The sequence below is a fragment of the Enterococcus sp. AZ179 genome, assembly GCF_050498885.1.
Classification (GTDB): domain Bacteria; phylum Bacillota; class Bacilli; order Lactobacillales; family Enterococcaceae; genus Enterococcus_D; species Enterococcus_D entomosocium.
The window spans coordinates 795,588-813,591 of the sequence record NZ_JBMHEO010000001.1; the positions used below are offsets into that span (position 1 = coordinate 795,588).

Consider the following 18,004-nt stretch of genomic DNA (forward strand, 5'->3'; position numbering starts at 1 on the left):
TTCTTACTCAGTCCAAAATTTCGGTTGATCAAAGTTGCTGAACGGTGATTCGGCAATCGCTTCTTTAAATGCATCACTTTCTAATACTTCCGTAACTGCCTTAGCAAAATCACTGTCTTCTTCTTCGGAGGACACCACAAAGACATTTTTATATTCTTCTTTCAACGACTCCAACGCCAAAGCATCTGCAGGATCAAGAGAAGCCGCCCAAGCGAAGTTTCCTGGTACTAAAGCTAAATCAACTGTATCTAACGAACGAGCCAATTGGGCTGCGTCTAATTCTTTAAATGTCAGATTCTTCGGATTTTCTTCGATATCATTCACCGTTGCCTTCGTTTCGTCGATATTGTCTACGATGGTGATCAACTCATTGGCAGCTAATAGTTGCAAGGTCCGAGCTAAATTTGAGGCATCATTGGCAATCGAAACAGTCGCCCCGTCTGCTAACTCATCCAAGCTGGACAGTTGATTCGAATAGATGCCCATTCCCAGTGTGGGCACTTTTTGTAATGCCGTAAGGGATAACTGGTTATCTGCCGAAAATTTTTCTAGATAGGCCGTATGTTGAAACAAATTGGCATCGATTTGGCCATTCGCCAAGGCATTGTTCGGCTGAATATAATCATTAAACACTTTGGTCGTAAGTTGATACCCTTTTTCTTCCAGTAATGGAGAAATCACCTCTGTCACCATGTCCCCGTATGGTCCCGGCGCCACTCCAACGACTTTTTCTTCCACTGCATTTACACTGTTTTCACCAGACTGTGTATCCCCTGTGCTGCTAGTATTGCCACAAGCTGCCAATGTAAGTAAGACAGCAGCAGCAACTAATCCAACGACTCCCTTTTTCAACTGTTTCATTTTTTAGTTCCCCCTTTTTATAATAAAAAAACGTCCTTTCTCCATCATAGAGAAAGGACGAAACAACCATGTTCGTGGTACCACCTTTAATTCATTGGCACAAGCTGCCAACCTTATCAGTTTATCAACTGCTTTGCTATAACGGGCAATCCCGCTGCACGCTTGCTTTTGCTCACGTCCAAACGCTCCAAGGCCATCTTCAGTCAAACGGCTGTGCTCTTTCTCACCAATCCGAGCTCTCTGATCCAATCGAAACTGACTTACTCTTCTTATCATCGCGTGTTTTTTAATTTGTGTTTAACTATACGATAGCCTCAAATGAATGTCAATTCTTTTTTTCACGAAAAAACCATCTTTTTACAATGATTTTCACAGCGTTTATACAGTCAAATTCTCATCTAAAATCAAGCCTTCAGAGACCATAACCGCATCACCGATCAATTCTAATGCGCCCTGATCAACATCAACTTCTACCGTTAACTCGCCACCTAACACGTGCAGCAAGACATTCGCTGCCGCTTGCTGGTGACGTTTGGTCACGACATACGCAGTGGCACCAGAACCTGTGCCGCACGCATAGGTAAAACCTTCCACCCCTCGTTCATACGTGCGAACGATCAGATCACCCTTGTCATCTTCTTCATAGAAATTGACATTCGCCCCTTTTGGGAAAACCTCCCAATAGCGTATCTCTTTGGCAAGTTCAGCCAGCTGTTCCAACTCAGTTTCTGCCAGACCAGGATAGTGAACCACCGCATGAGGGATTCCCGGATCACCTAATTCCACATAGTCCACGAAAGAAACCGTTGGATTCGGGTACGCTTGATCAAACGTTGTCACGGTTGGTGGGTTCAAGGTTACTTTGTAGTGTTTTGCCGACAAGCGCCATGCGGGGACATCGCCAGCAACTGTTTCGATGGTCATCTGCTCGCCAGCAATTCCCTTCTCAAAGGCATAACGGGCAATACAGCGAGCGCCGTTGCCGCACATTTCTGCTTCGGTCCCATCAGCATTGTAAAACCGCATCCGAAAATCAGCGGTTCCTGTGGGGAAATCCACTGCCATGACTGCATCCGCACCGACAGAAAATTTCCGATGGCAAACTTGAGCAGCAAATTGCGACAGTTGTTCATGGGAGAATTTCAATGTGCGGTTATCGATTACGATAAAATCATTCCCCGCACCTTGCATTTTTGTATAAGGAATCGTCATGTTGTCACCTGCTTTTCAAAATTTTACTTGCTGGAAGCTTCTTCTTTTAGAAACGAAGGAACCACTTCATTTTGCAGCATTTGCTCGTAGGACTGGCGTTTAACGGCTAATTCCGCTTGGCCATTTTCCACAAAGACGACTGCGGGTATCTGTAAATTATTGTAGCTGCTGGCCATCGAATAGCCGTAAGCTCCTGTTGCGAACGTAGCAAACAGATCCCCAGTTTCAACGGGCGGTAATGCAAGATCTTTTACTAAGATGTCTGTGCTCTCACAAGCTTTACCAGAAATGGTGATCTTCTGTGTCGCTGCTTCGGAAGCGCGGTTGGCTAAGATCCCAGTGTAAGTTGCCTGATAAAGACCAGGACGAATATTGTCTGTCATGCCACCGTCAATGCTGGCGTATGTTCTGATTCCCGGCAATGTCTTGATACTGCCGATGGTGTGCAAACTGATACCTGCTTCTGCGACGATACTGCGACCGGGTTCAATAACGATGGTCGGACGTTCGCTCTGGTGCTGCGCATAAAAGGCGTCGATTTTTTCCATCACAGGATCTAAAAAGTAGCTGTAGGGTTGGCGAATATCTGCATCTGTGTATCGAACGCCAAAGCCGCCGCCAACATTTAGTTCTTTGATCCAATAATCAAAGCGTTCCTGAATGGTTTGGACAAGGGCCAAAGCCGCATCAACTGCCGCTAGATGTGAGCGATTGTCCGACAATTGACTGCCGACATGAAAATGCAGGCCATAGAAATCCAATTCAGGTGCTTGAATCACTTCTTCCACTAATGGAAATAAGATTTCTTCATCTAAAGGAATCCCGAATTTTGAATCTTTTTGTCCGGTCGAGATAAATTGATGGGTGCTGACCGAAACCTCGGGTGTGATGCGCAACAAGATTTTAGCAACGACTTGCTTTTCTTGACATAACGCGCGGATCAAGCCGACTTCTTGAATGCCATCAACGATGATCCGTCCCACGCCATAATCAAGGGCGGCTGCTAATTCTTCAATGGATTTGTTATTGCCGTTAAACTCGATGTGTTCTGCTGGAAAATCAGCTTGGATCGCTGTATACAGCTCCCCACCGCTAACCACGTCTAATGAAAGTCCTTCTGACTTGATCACTTGCAGCATCGCTGTAGTACAGAAAGCTTTAGCGGCATAGGCTGCTCGTGTCTTGCTGTAGCGCGTCAAAAACTGCGCCTGAATCTTTTGGCATTCTTCGCGAATCTCCGAAACGGAATACACGTAAAGGGGGGTTCCAAAGGTTTTTGCCAGCTCAACGGTATCGCAACCGTCAATGTATAAGTGATTGTTCTTGATTTCTTTTGCCATCGCTTTACTCCTTGTCTGTCGGCTCGTTCAACGCCTCGATCAAACGAACGTAGCATTCGATGCCTTGCAATAGATTTTTTTCGTCAAAATTCATTTTGCTGCTGTGTAAAGGGTGGACATAACCTTTTTCTTCATTTCGGGTACCGACAAAGAAAAAGACGCCGGGGATTTCCTTTTGGTACATCGAAAAATCCTCTGCCAACATATATGGCGGTGTTTCTCGGTAGCTCTCCCCGACCACTTTTTCCAATACTTCCACCATCTCAGGATCATTGTCCACGACACGATAAAGATGTTCGAATTCAACATCCGCCGTGCAATCATATCCTTTGGCGATTTCTTGTGCGACAGTGGTGATTCTGCGCGTCATCGTTTCATAGACTTCATCTTCAAACGCCCGCATCGTTCCTTTTAAAACGACCTTGCCGGGAATGATATTTTCCGCATCTCCCCCATGGATCTTCCCAAAAGTGATGACCCCAGCAGAAAGCGGGCTGATATTGCGTGAAATGATCGAATGCAATCCTTGAATGATCGCAGCCGCAGCTAAAATGGCATCATGCCCTTGATGAGGCTGGGCACCATGGGCACTCGTACCGTTGATCGTTAGATTGATCTCGCCGTTACGGGCCATCATCGGACCTTTCCGACTCGCAATGACTCCTTCGGGAAAGTCTGGGAAGACATGCAGCCCCACGATTTTTTCCACGCCAAAATCTCGTAAGATGCCTTCATCGATCATCAGTTGAGCGCCACCGGGGCTTTCCTCGGCTGGTTGGAAAATCAAAACGATCGTTCCACGAATCACTTCAGGATGCGTCGCTAAGTATTTGGCAAACCCTAGCATCGTTGCCATATGGCCATCATGACCGCAGGCGTGCATTTTTCCTTCATGTTTGGAAGCAAAAGAAACACCGGTCTCTTCTTTGATCGGTAGTGCATCGATATCCGTTCGAAAGGCCAGTGTCTTTCCTGGACGCTCACTGCGAAAGACAGCAATCAAGCCGGTTTCAATCACTGGATAGATTTCTTTGATCCCAAAGGATTGCAACTGACGCAGCAAGTATTCCTTTGTTTTGAACTCAGTTAACCCTAATTCAGGGATTGTATGTAATTCACGACGAAAACGAACCACGTCTTCGGTTAATTCTGTGACTGTTTGCGATACTTGCATGTTAAAACACCTTTCTATACATTCCTTTTAAAAATATCCATAAAAACCAGCGAATATTCAGTTTTTCATTGATATTGTTTAATATTATAGTATATAATTCGAATAATCTATAGTATAAATTGTCGAAATGTTTCGATTTTTATTGAAAATTTTACCCCTCGTTTTGGTACACTTATACGTAGAGTAACGAAAAATAAATTGGTTGAAAGGATGTGTCGTAGTTTGACAATATTCAAAGGTTCTGGCGTTGCGTTGATTACCCCTATGCTTCAAGATGGTTCGGTGGATTTCGATAAGCTGAAGGAGTTAGCGGAGTGGCATGTGCAGCAAGGAACGAATGCAATCATTGCATGCGGTACGACCGGTGAAGCATCCACGTTAGACGATGAAGAACATATCGCGGTGATCGAAGCGGTGGTAAAACAAGTTGCTGGTCGAATCCCCGTTATCGGAGGAACAGGCTCCAACAATACCCAACATGGGATCCATCTTTCAAAAGAAGCACAGCGCGTTGGTGCTGACGCATTATTGGTTGTAACACCTTACTACAACAAAGCGACCAAGAAAAGTTTAGTCGCTCACTATGAAGCAATCTGTCAAAGCGTTGAGCTGCCAGTGATCTTATACTCCGTCAGCTCAAGAACCGGCTTAAATTTAACACCTGAAGCCGTGGCAGAACTAAAAAAAATCCCTAATATCAAAGGCATCAAAGAGGCCAGCGGTGATATTTCGCAAATCGCAGAAATCGCTCGTCTTGCGGATGATGACTTTGCGATCTATTCAGGAAATGACGATCAAGTAACCCCAATTTTAGCTTTAGGTGGCTCTGGCGTGATTTCAACGATCGGCAATATCGCTCCGAAACAAACGGCACAACTCGTTGCTGATTTCTTAAATGGTGATGTAAAAGCAGCCATCAAAGAGCAGTTGCGACAAAAACCGTTGATCGATGCGATTTTCAGTGAAGTAAATCCTGTGCCGATCAAAGCAGCGGTCTCCTTACTGGGCAAATGCGAATTGCATTATCGTTTGCCTTTGGGTGTCCCGGAAGATGCGACCCTCGTTCATTTAGAAGAAGAAATGACCAATTACGGATTGCTGTAAGGAGGAGTTTTTGGTGAAACAAATTTTATTAAGCGGTGCAAACGGTCGCATGGGCAAAGTGTTGCAAAGCCTGATCGCAAAGCACCCTCAGTTAGAAGTGGCCGCCGGCTTAGATCGTACCGAGAAATTAGATGGTCCTTTTCCAATCTATGATCGTCCAGAAAAAATCACGCAACCGATCGATTTGGTGATTGATTTTTCTCATTATAGCAATGTGCCTGCCTTGTTGAACTATTGTGTCGAACAGCAGCTGCCAATCGTGGTTGCTACAACTGGTTTGACGGAAGACACGCAGATGATGCTGCCGTTGGCTGCTAAAGTGATTCCGGTTTTCTATTCTGCCAATATGTCGTTGGGGATCAATGTACTGATCAAAGCACTACAAAGTATCACCCCCGCATTAGAAGCTGACTTTGACATTGAGATCATCGAAAAGCATCATAATCAAAAACTTGATGCACCAAGCGGTACAGCTTTGCTGTTGGCAGATAGTATCAATGACAGCTGCGAAACAAAAAAAGAGTATCTCTACGGGCGTGAAGGCAGTGATCTAGTAAATGACCGCAAGCAGATGGGCATCCATGCCGTTCGCGGCGGAACGATCCCTGGGGAACACATTGTCATCTATGCTGGGCAGGATGAAATCATTGAATTAAAACACACTGCGCTCTCCCGCGAAATCTTCGCCAATGGTGCGCTAAAAGCAGCGGAATTTTTAGCCGATCAACCAGCCGGTTTTTATTCCATGCAAAATCTAATCGACAAGTAAAGGTGGTCTCTCATGACAGAATTACAATTTTCCGATCCTTATCAATTAGCAAAATATATCAAAGAAGCAAATAAACAAACACCTGTAAAAGTCTATATCAATGGAGATCTTGGCGACGTCCAAGCAGATGGCATCCAATTGTTTGGTAACGGCACCTTCTATTTCGTGGTTGGTGACAGTCAAAAAGTAGCTGAGTTTTTAACCGCGCACCAAGACAAAATCACCGATCACTATCTGGAAAATGATCGCCGCAACTCAGCGATTCCTTTGTTGGACTTGACGAAAGTCGATGCCCGTATCGAACCAGGTGCCTTTATCCGTGACCAATCCATCATTGAAAAAAATGCCGTTATCATGATGGGGGCAGTGATCAACATTGGTGCTGTGGTTGGTGAAGAAACCATGATCGATATGGGTGCGATTTTAGGTGCCCGGGCAACCGTTGGGAAAAAAGCCCATATTGGCGCTGGTGCTGTCTTGGCTGGCGTTCTTGAGCCACCTTCAGCAAGCCCAGTCATCATTGAAGACAATGTTTTGATCGGCGCAAATGCCGTCGTCCTTGAAGGCGTCCGTGTCGGCGAAGGTGCAGTCGTTGCTGCCGGGTCTGTGGTGACGGAAGATGTCCCTGCTGGAGCAGTCGTTGCTGGCTCACCAGCTAAAGTCATCAAAATGAAAGACGAGAAAACGAAAAGCAAAACCGAATTTTTAGACGACCTACGGGGGTAAACTTCTTATTTTCTCGTAAATACGCAACAAAAAAACGCAGTACCGGTTCAGTGATGAGCCTGCGCTGCGTTTTGTCTAAAAAAGGGCGTGCCGAAAGCTTTTGGCACGCCCTTTTTCTATTGGCAAATGTGCTTGTAAAAGTGTTTATTCTGCTTGAAATTCTTTGATCGCTGCTTGGATCTCTTGATAGATCACTGCAACTTCTTCAAGGTCTTTTGCATTTGCTCCACTGGCAAGCGGATGTCCACCACCATGATGGCGTTTGGCGATCTCATTGATCACTGGACCTTTCGAACGCATCCGCACCCGGTAATAGCCTTCTGGTTGTTCGACAAAGATCGCCCAAGCCATCACTTCGTCGATTTTCCCTGGTAAGGAAACGACTGCTGAGGTTTCCGAATCTACTACGCCAAAACGCTGCTGCAATTCTTGTGATAGGATCACTTTGCCAGCACCAATCTCATCAATCTCGATGTTTTCGTAGACATACCCTGAAAGGCGAGCAACACTGCGAGAGACTTGATCCAATTGACGATTGATCTTCGGAGCATCGAAGCCGTAATCCAATAGTTCAGCCGCTAAGCGCAGGGTTGTCGCTGTCGTTGCCGGATATAAAAACCGTCCAGTATCACCAACAATGCCCGCATATAACAGACGAGCCGCTTCTTGCGTCATCGTCAGCTCGTTTTGAAACATTTGCCAAAACGAAACGATCATCTCACTACAGCTGCTGGCTTTCGTATTGACCCAAACCAGCTCTCCGTATGGTTCATCATTAGGGTGATGATCGATTTTGATCAATTTCGCCCCTTGATCATAGCGTTGGTCACTGATCCGTGGTGCATTGGCCGTATCTGTAACGATCACCAGCGCCCCTTTATACAAATCATCAGGGATCGTCTGCATCAGCGCCAAGTAATCCAATCCTTCAACGGGTCCACCAACTTGATAGATTTCTTTTTTGGGAAAACTAGCTCGTAAAATTTCTGCCAACCCCACTTGTGATCCTAATGCATCCGGATCAGGGCGCTGGTGCCGATGGATAATGATCCGGTCGAATGCTTTGATTGTTGCAAGTATTTCTTCTTGTACCTTCATGAATGGTCTCAACTTTCTCTCTAAGATTTTTTCCATAAGTGCCGTTTTCGATGATTTATGGGCGTTCCATTACTTGGCATACCACGATCGCTTTTGCCACTAAGGAATTTTCGATCGATACTTCGATATCGATTTTCGCCGAACGTCGCCCCAGTTCTAGAATCTTCGGTTGAATGATGATCTCGCTTTCTAATTGGATCAAACGGAAGTAATGCAGATTGACTTGCTCGATCCAGCTATTGCGTCGTTGATTCAACTGCATCGTACGTTTCGCCGTATTAGCGATTACTTCACTCAAGACACCAAAAGAGATCGTTCCGACTTCATTAACCATTTGGGGCGTCACCGCAAAGCTGAAATACGGCTGTGGCAATTTGTTCCCTTCAAAATCTTGTTCGATAACTTGCATCTGTCCCGAGATTTGGTCAGAAATCGTATCTGAAATTTGCGTTTGTCGTTGGACCATCTGCATCGCTTTCATAATGTCTTGGCGTGTGACAATCCCAATCAAAGAAAGGTCATCAGCTACGACGGGCATCACTTCTAAGCCATCCCAAATCATCTGATGGCTGGCAGAGGCCACACTCATCTCTTTTTTTACGACCCGTGGTTCCCGGGTCATGATTCGTTCGATGATCTGCGTATCAGGCTTTTCTAAGACATCTTTGGCTGTGATGATCCCAACGACCCGCATATTCTTGTTGACGACTGGATAGCGGGAGTGATTGGTAGACTCCGAAAGCAGTTTGTAATCCTTGACCGTATCAAAGGTGTGCAGATACTTGGTTTTTTCCAATGGCATATAAATGTCACTCACCAGCATAATGTCCTTTTTGATCAGCTGGTCGCTTAAGGCACGGTTGATCATCGTTGCCACGGTAAAGGTGTCATAGGTCGTTTGTAAAATCGGCAACTCCAATTCGTCTGCTAAACGACAGATTTCCTCTGTTGTTTCAAAGCCTCCCGTGATCAAGACGGCTGCGCCATCCTCCAGTGCCAACTTGTGGACTTCGTTGCGGTTTCCGACGATCACTAAGGAGCCAGGCGTGATGTAGCGTTCCATTGCTGATTCTTTCATAGCGCCGATAACAAATTTGTTCAAGTCTTTGTCCAAACCGGCAGCGCCGCCCAAAACATCACCTTCAATGATTTGGACGACTTCGCCGAAAGTTAGTTTTTCAATGTGTTTTTTTAGTTTTCGTTCGATACGGATGGTTCCGACACGCTGGATCGTTGAAACCAAGCCGATATTTTCCGCATCTTTGATTGCCCGATAGGCTGTTCCTTCACTGACATTCAAGTCTTTTGCGATTCCCCGCACCGAGATGCGATCGCCTACAGGCAGATTCTCGATATGCGCTAAAATCAAGTCGTGTTTTGTCGCCATAATTATCCCCTATTCCTACTACGAATCTTCCTGTTGCTTAAACTTCTAATGTCTCACCGACTGCAAGGATCTGGCCCACACCTGCCGGCAATAAATTCACGAAGGTTTGCGGATCTTGCTTGATCATTGGAAACGTATTGTAATGGATCGGTACTACTTTGCTCGCGTTTAAAAGGGCCGCTGCTGTTGCGGCATCTTGAACGCCCATCGTAAAATTATCCCCGATCGGTAAAAATGCCACATCGATGTCGAAACGTTCACCGATCATCGCCATATCGCTAAAGAGTGCAGTATCTCCAGCGTGGTAGATGGTTTTGCCTTCTGCTTCTAAAATGATTCCAACAGGATTGCCCATATAGATCATCGTTCCGTCTTCTTCAAGGCCAGAGCTGTGTTTCGCTTCCACCATTGAGATTTTGCCAAACGGAAACTCAAAAGAACCTCCCATATTCATGCCATGCGTCTCAGCAACGCCTTTGCGGGCTGCATAGCGGCAAATTTCAACGACACTGATCACTGGCGCTTCATTTCTTTTGGCGATCGGCACCATATCCCCAATATGATCACTATGACCATGCGTGATCAAAAGCCAATCGGTTTCCACTGTCTCTGCATCTAAATCAGTCAGAGCATTTCCAGTAATAAAAGGGTCAAACAACAATTTTTGGCCATCCGCTAATTGGATAGCAAGCACTGAGTGTCCGTGATACGTGAGTTTCATACAACATTCCCCTTTCCATCTAAGTAATACAGTCTAATATTTTTCATTATAACAGATAACGCCAGAAATCCAAAAGCACAAATTCTGGCAGCTTTATTACATCCGTCCTTTTTCTGGTTCTTGTCAAGAAAAATAAAAAAACTGTTCTACCCTTTCTGAATAAGGAATAGAACAGTTCGACCTGATGACTTCAAGCGATCATAGCGTTTTCTTACGTCCGCCTTGTTTATAGATGCGCCAGACTGTTAAGAATAACGCCGTGATACAAAGAAGGAACGCCCCAAAGAAGGTGATTTTCATGCCATAGGCAAAAATATCTGCCCGACCTGCGATATAGGTCGTCACATGCTTTCCATAGGCTTGACTCATTGCTGCATAGAGAATCGTCGTTGCTAAGGATATCCCTAACACCATGCCCAAGTTACGGGCAAAGGAATTTAGACTACCTGCCACCCCAAGATTTTCTTTGGTGACACTGCTCATTACCATCGTATTGTTTGGGGATTGGAACAACGAATTGCCAAGTCCCATGATGGCAGTGGCAACGATATAATACCAAATCGGCGTATCCTGATTCATAAACATATACATCAGCTGAGTGATCGACAGCAACGCTAAGCCAGCTAAGACCAAAATCTCCGGTCCTACACGGTCCGTCAAATACCCGCTAAGTGGTGAACCAATGACCATCATCAAAGGAAAGACCATCATCAGCATCCCTGCCACGCTCGGCGTTAAGCCTCGGGCACTTTGCAAGTAAAAGGGAATCACGACATTGACAAAAAAGTTTGCAGAAAAGATCAGCAACGCCGTGATCAGGCTCATGGTGAAAATTTTATTACGAAAGATCCCAAAGGTAATCAGCGGTTTGCTCACACGCGCTTCTACTCGCAAAAAGACGATGAATGCCACTAAAGCGATCCCACCCAACAGCAGCGGCAGCCACGTTAGAAAGCCACGCTCTTGTCCAAGAAAAATGCCGCCGAAGAAGCTGATAATTGCAATTGAAAACAGCACAAACCCGGTTTTATCGATGGAATCATGACTCATGGTAATATCTTTTGGTAACACCTTTTCTCCAGCAATCATCGTCAGAATACCGACAGGAACATTGATCCAAAAAATAAACGGCCAAGAAAAATGCGCCAAAATCACTCCGCCTAATCCAGGACCGGCGATGGAGCCTAACGAAACAAAGGCACCAATCATCCCTAAGGCGCGTCCTCGTTCACTCATAGGAAAAACTTCAGTAATGATTCCGGTATTCGTCGCCATCGTCATGCTAGCACCGATCGCTTGCACCACTCGGGCAAATAAAAGAAATGCTAAGGAGTGATTAAACCCGCATAACAGCGAACCGATAATAAAAATTAGCATTCCCAAGCGGAAAACTTTGATTTTGCCCCAACTGTCCCCTACCTTACCGAATAATAAAAGGCAGGCACAAACGATCATCAAGTAAACGGACACGACCCATTCCGCTTGATTCATAGGTACACCCATATCTGCCGAGATCGTCGGCAATGCGATATTTACGATACTCCCATCCAGTGTTGACATAAAGGTAAACATCGAAACAGCAATGAGAATCCACCACTTTCTCTGTTGTACTATGGGATTTTCTTGATAACTATTCACAAATCGACCATCCTCTCTTTGCTTGTTTTGTTCCTCTAGTCTTAGGGGGACAACTTTGTATTATTGATCGAAATCCATTCGCCGTCAATCCTTATCTGCTCATCACGACCAAAATAAGGGTCATTTTGTAAAAAAAACGCCACCTGTTTTCTTACATAAAAAAAGACAAAAGCTTCGGTGAAAAGAAATCGGCCGTCAAACGGCTATTCTTTCACCTGCTTTTGTCAGTAGGTCAAAACGAATTATTTACGGTTGCGATTTCTTTGGCTTGATTCCATGATGACCGGCAAGATGACTGGACGGCGTTTGGTTTGTTCAAACAAGAAACGACTCAAACGATCACGGATATCTTGTTTCAATTTGCTCCATTCAAACTCTTCATCATGAAGGTGTTTTTCTACGATTTCTTCTACGATCTCGCCACTTTCACGAATCAGGTCACGGCTGGCTTTCACGTAGACAAACCCGCGAGAAGTGATTTGAGGGGCAGAAATAATTTTCTTTTCGCGACGATTGATCGTCACTACTGCAACGAAAATTCCATCTTCAGATAAGACTTTGCGGTCTCGCAGGACGATATTCCCAATATCTCCGACACCGATCCCGTCGATCATGACGTTTTCAGCTGGAACCGCACCTGCGGCGATCATATCGCCTTTTTTGTATTCTAAAACATCCCCACGCGCAGTAATGAAGATATTTTTCATCGGAATCCCGACTTCTTGCGCCAAGTCCACATGGGCGGCTAATTGGCGGTACTCGCCTTGAATAGGGATAAAGTACTTCGGTTTCATCATATTCAACATCAGCTGCAGATCATTCGGGTTGGCATGACCAGAAACACGGAAATTATCCGAGATCTGTTTCACGGTACCGCCAGCGCGATAGATGATATCTTCCGTTTTCGCAACCACCGTTTCCATTGCCGTTGTCGGCGTCGTCGTGATGTAAACAAGATCTCCTTCTTTGATACGCAGCGTCCGGTGAGAGCCGTTGGCCATTTTTTGCAACGCTTTGATTGGTTCCCCCATGCGTCCTGTTTCTAAAATCAACAACTGTTCGTCTGAGTATTTTTTCATTTCTTTTTGGGTGATCAGCAAGTCTTCGGCAGGTAATTTTAATTTCCCTAACTTCATGGCCGTTTTGATGATCCGACCAAAATCTTGCCCGGTCAAAACGACTTTGCGGTCAGAACGAAACGCCGCATCTAATACTTGTTGCACCCGTTGCAAATTGCTAGCAACGCTAGCGACGATGATCCGACCTTCCCAGTAACGGATATTGTCATAAACTTCATCTTGGATCGTCAATTCAGAAGCAATCGGCGTTGGATTTTCGGCATTTGAGGACGTACTTAGCAATGCTAAGACGCCTTCTTTTCCAATTTCCGCTAAGCGGCCAAAATCGGTTTGATACATAGGGATCGCTGTTTGGTCAAACTTGAAATCTCCTGTATAAACGATATTCCCAGCTTCTGTTTTTACGCTGATTCCAACAGAATCAGGGATAGAGTGGGTCGTACGGAAAAAGCTGATGGTCGCATGGCCAAAGTCGATCTCCGAATGTTCATCGATCACATGAAAATCTTTGAAGCGCTTGGTAGCTTCATTTTTATTCACGGTCAATTTTGCTAGTTCGATCGTTAACTCGGTCCCAAAGACCGGTACTTGGATATTCTCCAAGAAATAAGGCAATGCACCAATCGCATCTGCATGCCCGTGGGTCAAGAAGACACCAGCCACACGGTCGGCATTTTCTTCTAAATATGTGAAGTCTGGAATCACTGTATCGATCCCTAATAATTCATTTTCTGGATAACGGACACCGCAATCCAGCACAAATATATCCTCGCCAACTTCAGCAATGTACATGTTCTTTCCGTTTTCGCGTACACCGCCAAGAGGAATGATTTTTATCGTTTCCACTTTTATTCACCTCTTAATTTTTTTCTACTGTATTATTTCCCAAGCATAAGCCGTCCCTATTATTATACAACAAAAAAAAGAAAAGCGTGGCATTCACCACACTTTTCTGAAAAACTTATGGTTTACACATGAACTAATCCTTGCTGATGCAGGCTTTCGGCGATTTGAACAGAGTTCCATGCCGCACCTTTCAGCAAATTATCAGAAACGACCCATAAATGCAAGCCGTTTTCGACATCCAAATCTTTGCGAATCCGACCAACAAAGGTTTCCGTTTTGTCCACACTGGTCAAAGCTTGCGGGTACACTTGTTGACTCGGATCATCTTGCAAGACAGCTCCTGGGGCTTCGCTGATCCACTGCCTAACTTCCTCAACACTGGCATGGTCTTTGGTCTCGATATAAATCGACTCCGAATGACCGCTAAACACAGGGATTCGCACACACGTAGCTGCTACTTTGATCTGCGCATCTTCCATGATCTTCTTCGTTTCATTGATCATTTTCCACTCTTCGTAAGTATAATCGTCTTCAGCAAAGACATCGATTTGTGGCAAGGCGTTAAACGCGATTGGGTAGTGCTTTTTATCGCTGCCTGCTGGTAAAATCTCAGGGTTTAGTTCATCAGCGGCTTTTCCGGCTAATAGTTCTTGAGATTCACGAGTCAATTCAGCCAAGGCTTGTGCGCCAGCACCTGAAACTGCTTGATACGTTGAAACCAAGACCCTCGATAAACCGACTTTTTGACGAATCGGTTCTAATGCCACCATCATTTGAATCGTTGAACAATTCGGATTGGCAATGATTCCTTTATGTTGCGCTAATGCATGAGGATTCACCTCAGGAACGACTAGAGGAACATTCGGATCCATCCGAAAATGACTGGTATTGTCGATTACGACTGCACCGTGTTTGACTGCTTCTGGAGCAAATTGTTTTGAAATGCCACCACCGGCACTGAACAATGCAATATCGACTCCCGCAAAGGAATCTGCGGTCAGCTCTTGAATAACGAGTGGTTCATTTTTGAACACAAGGGTCTTCCCAGCAGAACGTTTGGATGCCAACAACGTTATTTTTTTGATCGGCAACGTGGTCTTCTCCAACATCTCAATCATTTTTGTTCCTACTGCGCCGGTAGCTCCGACAACTGCTATGTGATACCCTGTACTCATCAAATCACTCCTCGAATAAAAATACATTTTTACTAGTTTATCATATCTTGTAAAAAAAAAAAGGCCTTTCGTGGAAAGAAGCGCAAAAAGAAGGCAGAACTATCTAAATTTTCAATCGTTTCCCCCGTTTCAGGAAAAAACTACCTATATTTAAGGGTTATCATTTGTCACATTTAGGTGTTATAGGATATAATACCGACAGAAGGAATTTTGGGGAAGATTCTTTCCAACGTGCATGGGGAAATTAAAAATACCCAAAACATTGAATGAGGCAAGAATTGCATATGCAATTCTTGCCTCATTTTTATGCTTCATTCGATTCTTCGTTATTTACTTTCACGATAGCAAAGCCTTTGTTATCGATGATCATCGTCTCATCTTCCAGTTGGACAAACTGTTCCATCAAAATTGAATCAGGACGAGAGAGTGTAAGTTGGTCCTCGCCAGTGTTGAAAATACCGATGATCCGCTGTGCCCCCAACTCTCGTTCGAAAATGATCAGGCCATCTTCTTCCGAAACCCAGTTCCAACTCAAGGAACCTTCAGATAAGACTTTTTGGTTGTCTTTGCGTAGTTTGATCAATGACTGGGTGAAATGCAGCAAATCACGATCTTGCTTTTCCTCATCCCAAATCATACATTTACGACAATCCGGATCCATATCACCGGTCAAACCAATCTCATCGCCGTAATACAGGCAAGGAACTCCTTGTTGCAGATACGTAAAGGCCATCACTTGGCGCATCAAGTCTTTGTCTCCCCGAGCCAAAGTTAACAAACGCGGGGTATCATGAGAATCCAAAATATTGAACTGCACTTGGTTGGTTTGCTCCCGATACAACATCAGCTGGTTATTTAATTCCGAGACCATTTTCGTCATGGAGATCTCGTCTTTGACAAAATATTCAATGATTGCATCTGTAAAGGCGTAGTTCATCACTGCATGAAACTCGTCGCCTTGTAACCAGCGTTGAGAAGAATGCCAAATTTCCCCAAGGATATAAAAATCATCTTTGGCCTCATCACACACTTGGCGGAATTTTTTCCAGAAGAAGTGACTAACTTCATTAGCCACGTCCAAGCGCCAAGCATCGATATCAAATTCTTCGATCCAATAACGAGCGATCTTCAACAAATAATCTTGCACATCGGGATTTTCCGTATTGAGTTTCGGCATATGCGGCGTAAAGGCAAAAACATCATAGGTGATGTCATAAGCATCTTCAAAGTTTTCCCCTTCTTTGTAGTTGACAGGAAACTCATTGATGTGGAACCAATCAGCAAACGGCGAATCTTTGCCGTTTTTGATGACATCTAGCCATTGATGCGAAGTATCCCCCATATGGTTGAAAACAGCATCCAGCATAACTTTGATGCCGCGTTTGTGGCATTCCTCCACTAATCGTTTAAAGGTATCGTTATCACCAAAAGCAGGATCGATGGCCAAATAATCGATGGTATCATACTTGTGATTCGAATATGCCTCAAAAATCGGACAGAAATAGATCCCATTGATTCCTAGATCGACAAGGTAATCCAAATGATCGATGACTCCTTGTAGATCCCCACCGAAAAAGTCTTGGCGATCGGGATTTTTTGAGCCCCATGGCAACACACCTTCAGGATCATTTGATGGGTCCCCATTTGCAAAGCGCTCAGGGAAAATTTGATACCAAACCGTTTCTTTCGCCCACTCGGGAATTTTGAAACGATCGGCTTCTTGGAAGTAAGGCATCCGAAAATAATTGTTGTTCATTTCTAAATATTGCTGTTCAAAGGGGTAGACCCCGTGATCCCCATAGAAGACATGCAACCCATCGTAACTTTCGATGGAAAAGCCGTAAGACAAACGGCGGAATTCTGCTCCGACCGATACTTGCCAATAATCATGCAAGTCCGTGGAAAGAATTTTTTGCATTTCAATTCTTTGTTGGTACCAAGCTTCTTTATACAGTGTGTAAGGATCACCGCAAAGTAGCTGGACATGGCGGACGTCTTGACGGGCGGTACGCAAACGGATATGCATTTTATCCTTCTCGTACAAATACGCAAATTCACTTTCGGGACGATGATAGATGGCAGTAGTATTCATAGCAGACTCCTTTGACTTGTTTGATATACCCATTGTCGCACAAATCAGAAGTCAAAACAAGAGAAAACGCAATCGGTTGCTTTATCTAATAAATCGATAATATAGGTCAATATGAAATTAATTCAGCAATTAAAAAGCAAACGATTGCTTCACCCTTTTTTAATCAAACGGTGTCTTCTTCTCACATTGATTGCCAGTCCGTAAAATGTCATATTTCCGCAAGATCCCCACTGCCTCCGTCAACGATTGACTCAACTGCTGGATATCTTCCGCAGCCATTTGAGCGGTTTTGGCATTCAAGCGGTCTTCCACTTGTTTTTTCTTTTGGATAAACAACTGCTTCCCAGCTTCTTCCAAATAAACATTGACGTTGCGACGATTGACGCCATTGGTTTTGCGTACCACAAAGCCAGCCTTTTCCAACCCCGAGATCGAACGACTGATTTGGACTTTTGACGTACCGATTTGCTGAGCCAACTCGGACATCGTAATTCCTTCATTACTAGAGATCACCACGAGTTCCAAGATTTCCATTTTGGTCAATTTTAAATCTTCCAGACCGATTTCTTCAAACAATATGTTTCCCATCAGCGAAAAGATCTCCGCAAACACCGCCATATTGAATGTTCCTAACGCTTTTTCCATACTCTCCCTCTTTTCTGTCTTTAGTTTAGTATAAATTATTTGTTTAAACAATGATAATCGTTGATTTTTGTTAACCATTATGATAGCGTGGTTACATAATGAAAATAATCGTGAAAACGGCAAGAAAAGAGTGACCC

General features: G+C 44.5%; 15 protein-coding genes and 1 other annotated feature. Of the genes, 3 read left to right on the top strand and 12 right to left on the bottom strand.

The window, feature by feature from the left end:
* Positions 1-3: 3 nt before the first annotated feature.
* The 4 genes from IGI88_RS03815 to IGI88_RS03830 form a co-directional block, all read right to left on the bottom strand.
* Positions 4-861 carry a MetQ/NlpA family ABC transporter substrate-binding protein gene (locus IGI88_RS03815; protein WP_429960222.1) on the bottom strand — a complete coding sequence of 286 codons (858 nt, stop codon included), beginning with the start codon at positions 859-861 and terminating at the stop codon, positions 4-6.
* Between the two features lie 50 nt (positions 862-911).
* Positions 912-1,146 (bottom strand) — a binding site (T-box leader).
* Positions 1,147-1,239: 93 nt separating this feature from the next.
* Positions 1,240-2,073, bottom strand: a complete 834-nt coding sequence (gene dapF, locus IGI88_RS03820) for a diaminopimelate epimerase (RefSeq protein ID WP_151195954.1) — start codon at positions 2,071-2,073, stop codon at positions 1,240-1,242.
* Between the two features lie 23 nt (positions 2,074-2,096).
* Positions 2,097-3,413: a diaminopimelate decarboxylase gene (gene lysA / locus IGI88_RS03825; RefSeq protein ID WP_151195955.1), complete on the bottom strand. Its 1,317-nt coding sequence runs from the start codon at positions 3,411-3,413 to the stop codon at positions 2,097-2,099.
* A 4-nt stretch (positions 3,414-3,417) separates the two neighbouring features.
* The gene (locus tag IGI88_RS03830) at positions 3,418-4,587 is read right to left on the bottom strand and encodes a M20 metallopeptidase family protein (RefSeq protein WP_008380505.1); all 1,170 of its coding nucleotides are present in this window, start codon (positions 4,585-4,587) and stop codon (positions 3,418-3,420) included.
* 222 nt (positions 4,588-4,809) lie between these two features.
* Between IGI88_RS03830 and dapA the strand changes: the two genes are divergently transcribed.
* Genes dapA through dapD form a run of 3 tightly spaced genes read left to right on the top strand, consistent with a single transcriptional unit; the run spans position 4,810 to position 7,186 of the window.
* Positions 4,810-5,691, top strand: coding sequence for a 4-hydroxy-tetrahydrodipicolinate synthase (dapA, locus tag IGI88_RS03835; RefSeq protein ID WP_008380503.1), 882 nt, complete (start codon positions 4,810-4,812; stop codon positions 5,689-5,691).
* A 13-nt stretch (positions 5,692-5,704) separates the two neighbouring features.
* Positions 5,705-6,460: a 4-hydroxy-tetrahydrodipicolinate reductase gene (gene dapB / locus IGI88_RS03840; protein WP_420657130.1), complete on the top strand. Its 756-nt coding sequence runs from the start codon at positions 5,705-5,707 to the stop codon at positions 6,458-6,460.
* Between the two features lie 12 nt (positions 6,461-6,472).
* The gene (gene dapD, locus IGI88_RS03845) at positions 6,473-7,186 is read left to right on the top strand and encodes a 2,3,4,5-tetrahydropyridine-2,6-dicarboxylate N-acetyltransferase (protein ID WP_420657131.1); all 714 of its coding nucleotides are present in this window, start codon (positions 6,473-6,475) and stop codon (positions 7,184-7,186) included.
* A 144-nt stretch (positions 7,187-7,330) separates the two neighbouring features.
* Here the strand turns inward: dapD and IGI88_RS03850 are convergent, their stop codons facing one another.
* The 8 genes from IGI88_RS03850 to IGI88_RS03885 all read right to left on the bottom strand — a co-directional run bounded on the left by IGI88_RS03850 (position 7,331) and on the right by IGI88_RS03885 (position 17,867).
* Positions 7,331-8,284, bottom strand: coding sequence for a DHH family phosphoesterase (locus tag IGI88_RS03850; protein WP_008380500.1), 954 nt, complete (start codon positions 8,282-8,284; stop codon positions 7,331-7,333).
* Positions 8,285-8,339: 55 nt separating this feature from the next.
* Entirely contained in the window at positions 8,340-9,671 is a 1,332-nt protein-coding gene (locus IGI88_RS03855) for a DRTGG domain-containing protein (protein ID WP_005233948.1), read from the bottom strand.
* Positions 9,672-9,708: 37 nt separating this feature from the next.
* Positions 9,709-10,392 (bottom strand): metal-dependent hydrolase, encoded by a 684-nt coding sequence (locus tag IGI88_RS03860; RefSeq protein ID WP_005233945.1) that lies wholly within the window; start codon positions 10,390-10,392, stop codon positions 9,709-9,711.
* Between the two features lie 198 nt (positions 10,393-10,590).
* Positions 10,591-12,030, bottom strand: a complete 1,440-nt coding sequence (locus tag IGI88_RS03865) for an MFS transporter (RefSeq protein WP_005233944.1) — start codon at positions 12,028-12,030, stop codon at positions 10,591-10,593.
* 242 nt (positions 12,031-12,272) lie between these two features.
* Positions 12,273-13,955, bottom strand: a complete 1,683-nt coding sequence (locus tag IGI88_RS03870; RefSeq protein WP_142437706.1) for a ribonuclease J — start codon at positions 13,953-13,955, stop codon at positions 12,273-12,275.
* 122 nt (positions 13,956-14,077) lie between these two features.
* Positions 14,078-15,130, bottom strand: coding sequence for an aspartate-semialdehyde dehydrogenase (locus tag IGI88_RS03875; protein WP_005233942.1), 1,053 nt, complete (start codon positions 15,128-15,130; stop codon positions 14,078-14,080).
* 304 nt (positions 15,131-15,434) lie between these two features.
* A complete protein-coding gene (locus tag IGI88_RS03880; protein ID WP_034872136.1) occupies positions 15,435-17,222 on the bottom strand; it encodes a glycoside hydrolase family 13 protein in 1,788 nt (595 codons plus the stop codon).
* A 159-nt stretch (positions 17,223-17,381) separates the two neighbouring features.
* Positions 17,382-17,867: a MarR family winged helix-turn-helix transcriptional regulator gene (locus IGI88_RS03885; protein ID WP_034872137.1), complete on the bottom strand. Its 486-nt coding sequence runs from the start codon at positions 17,865-17,867 to the stop codon at positions 17,382-17,384.
* Positions 17,868-18,004: the final 137 nt, after the last annotated feature.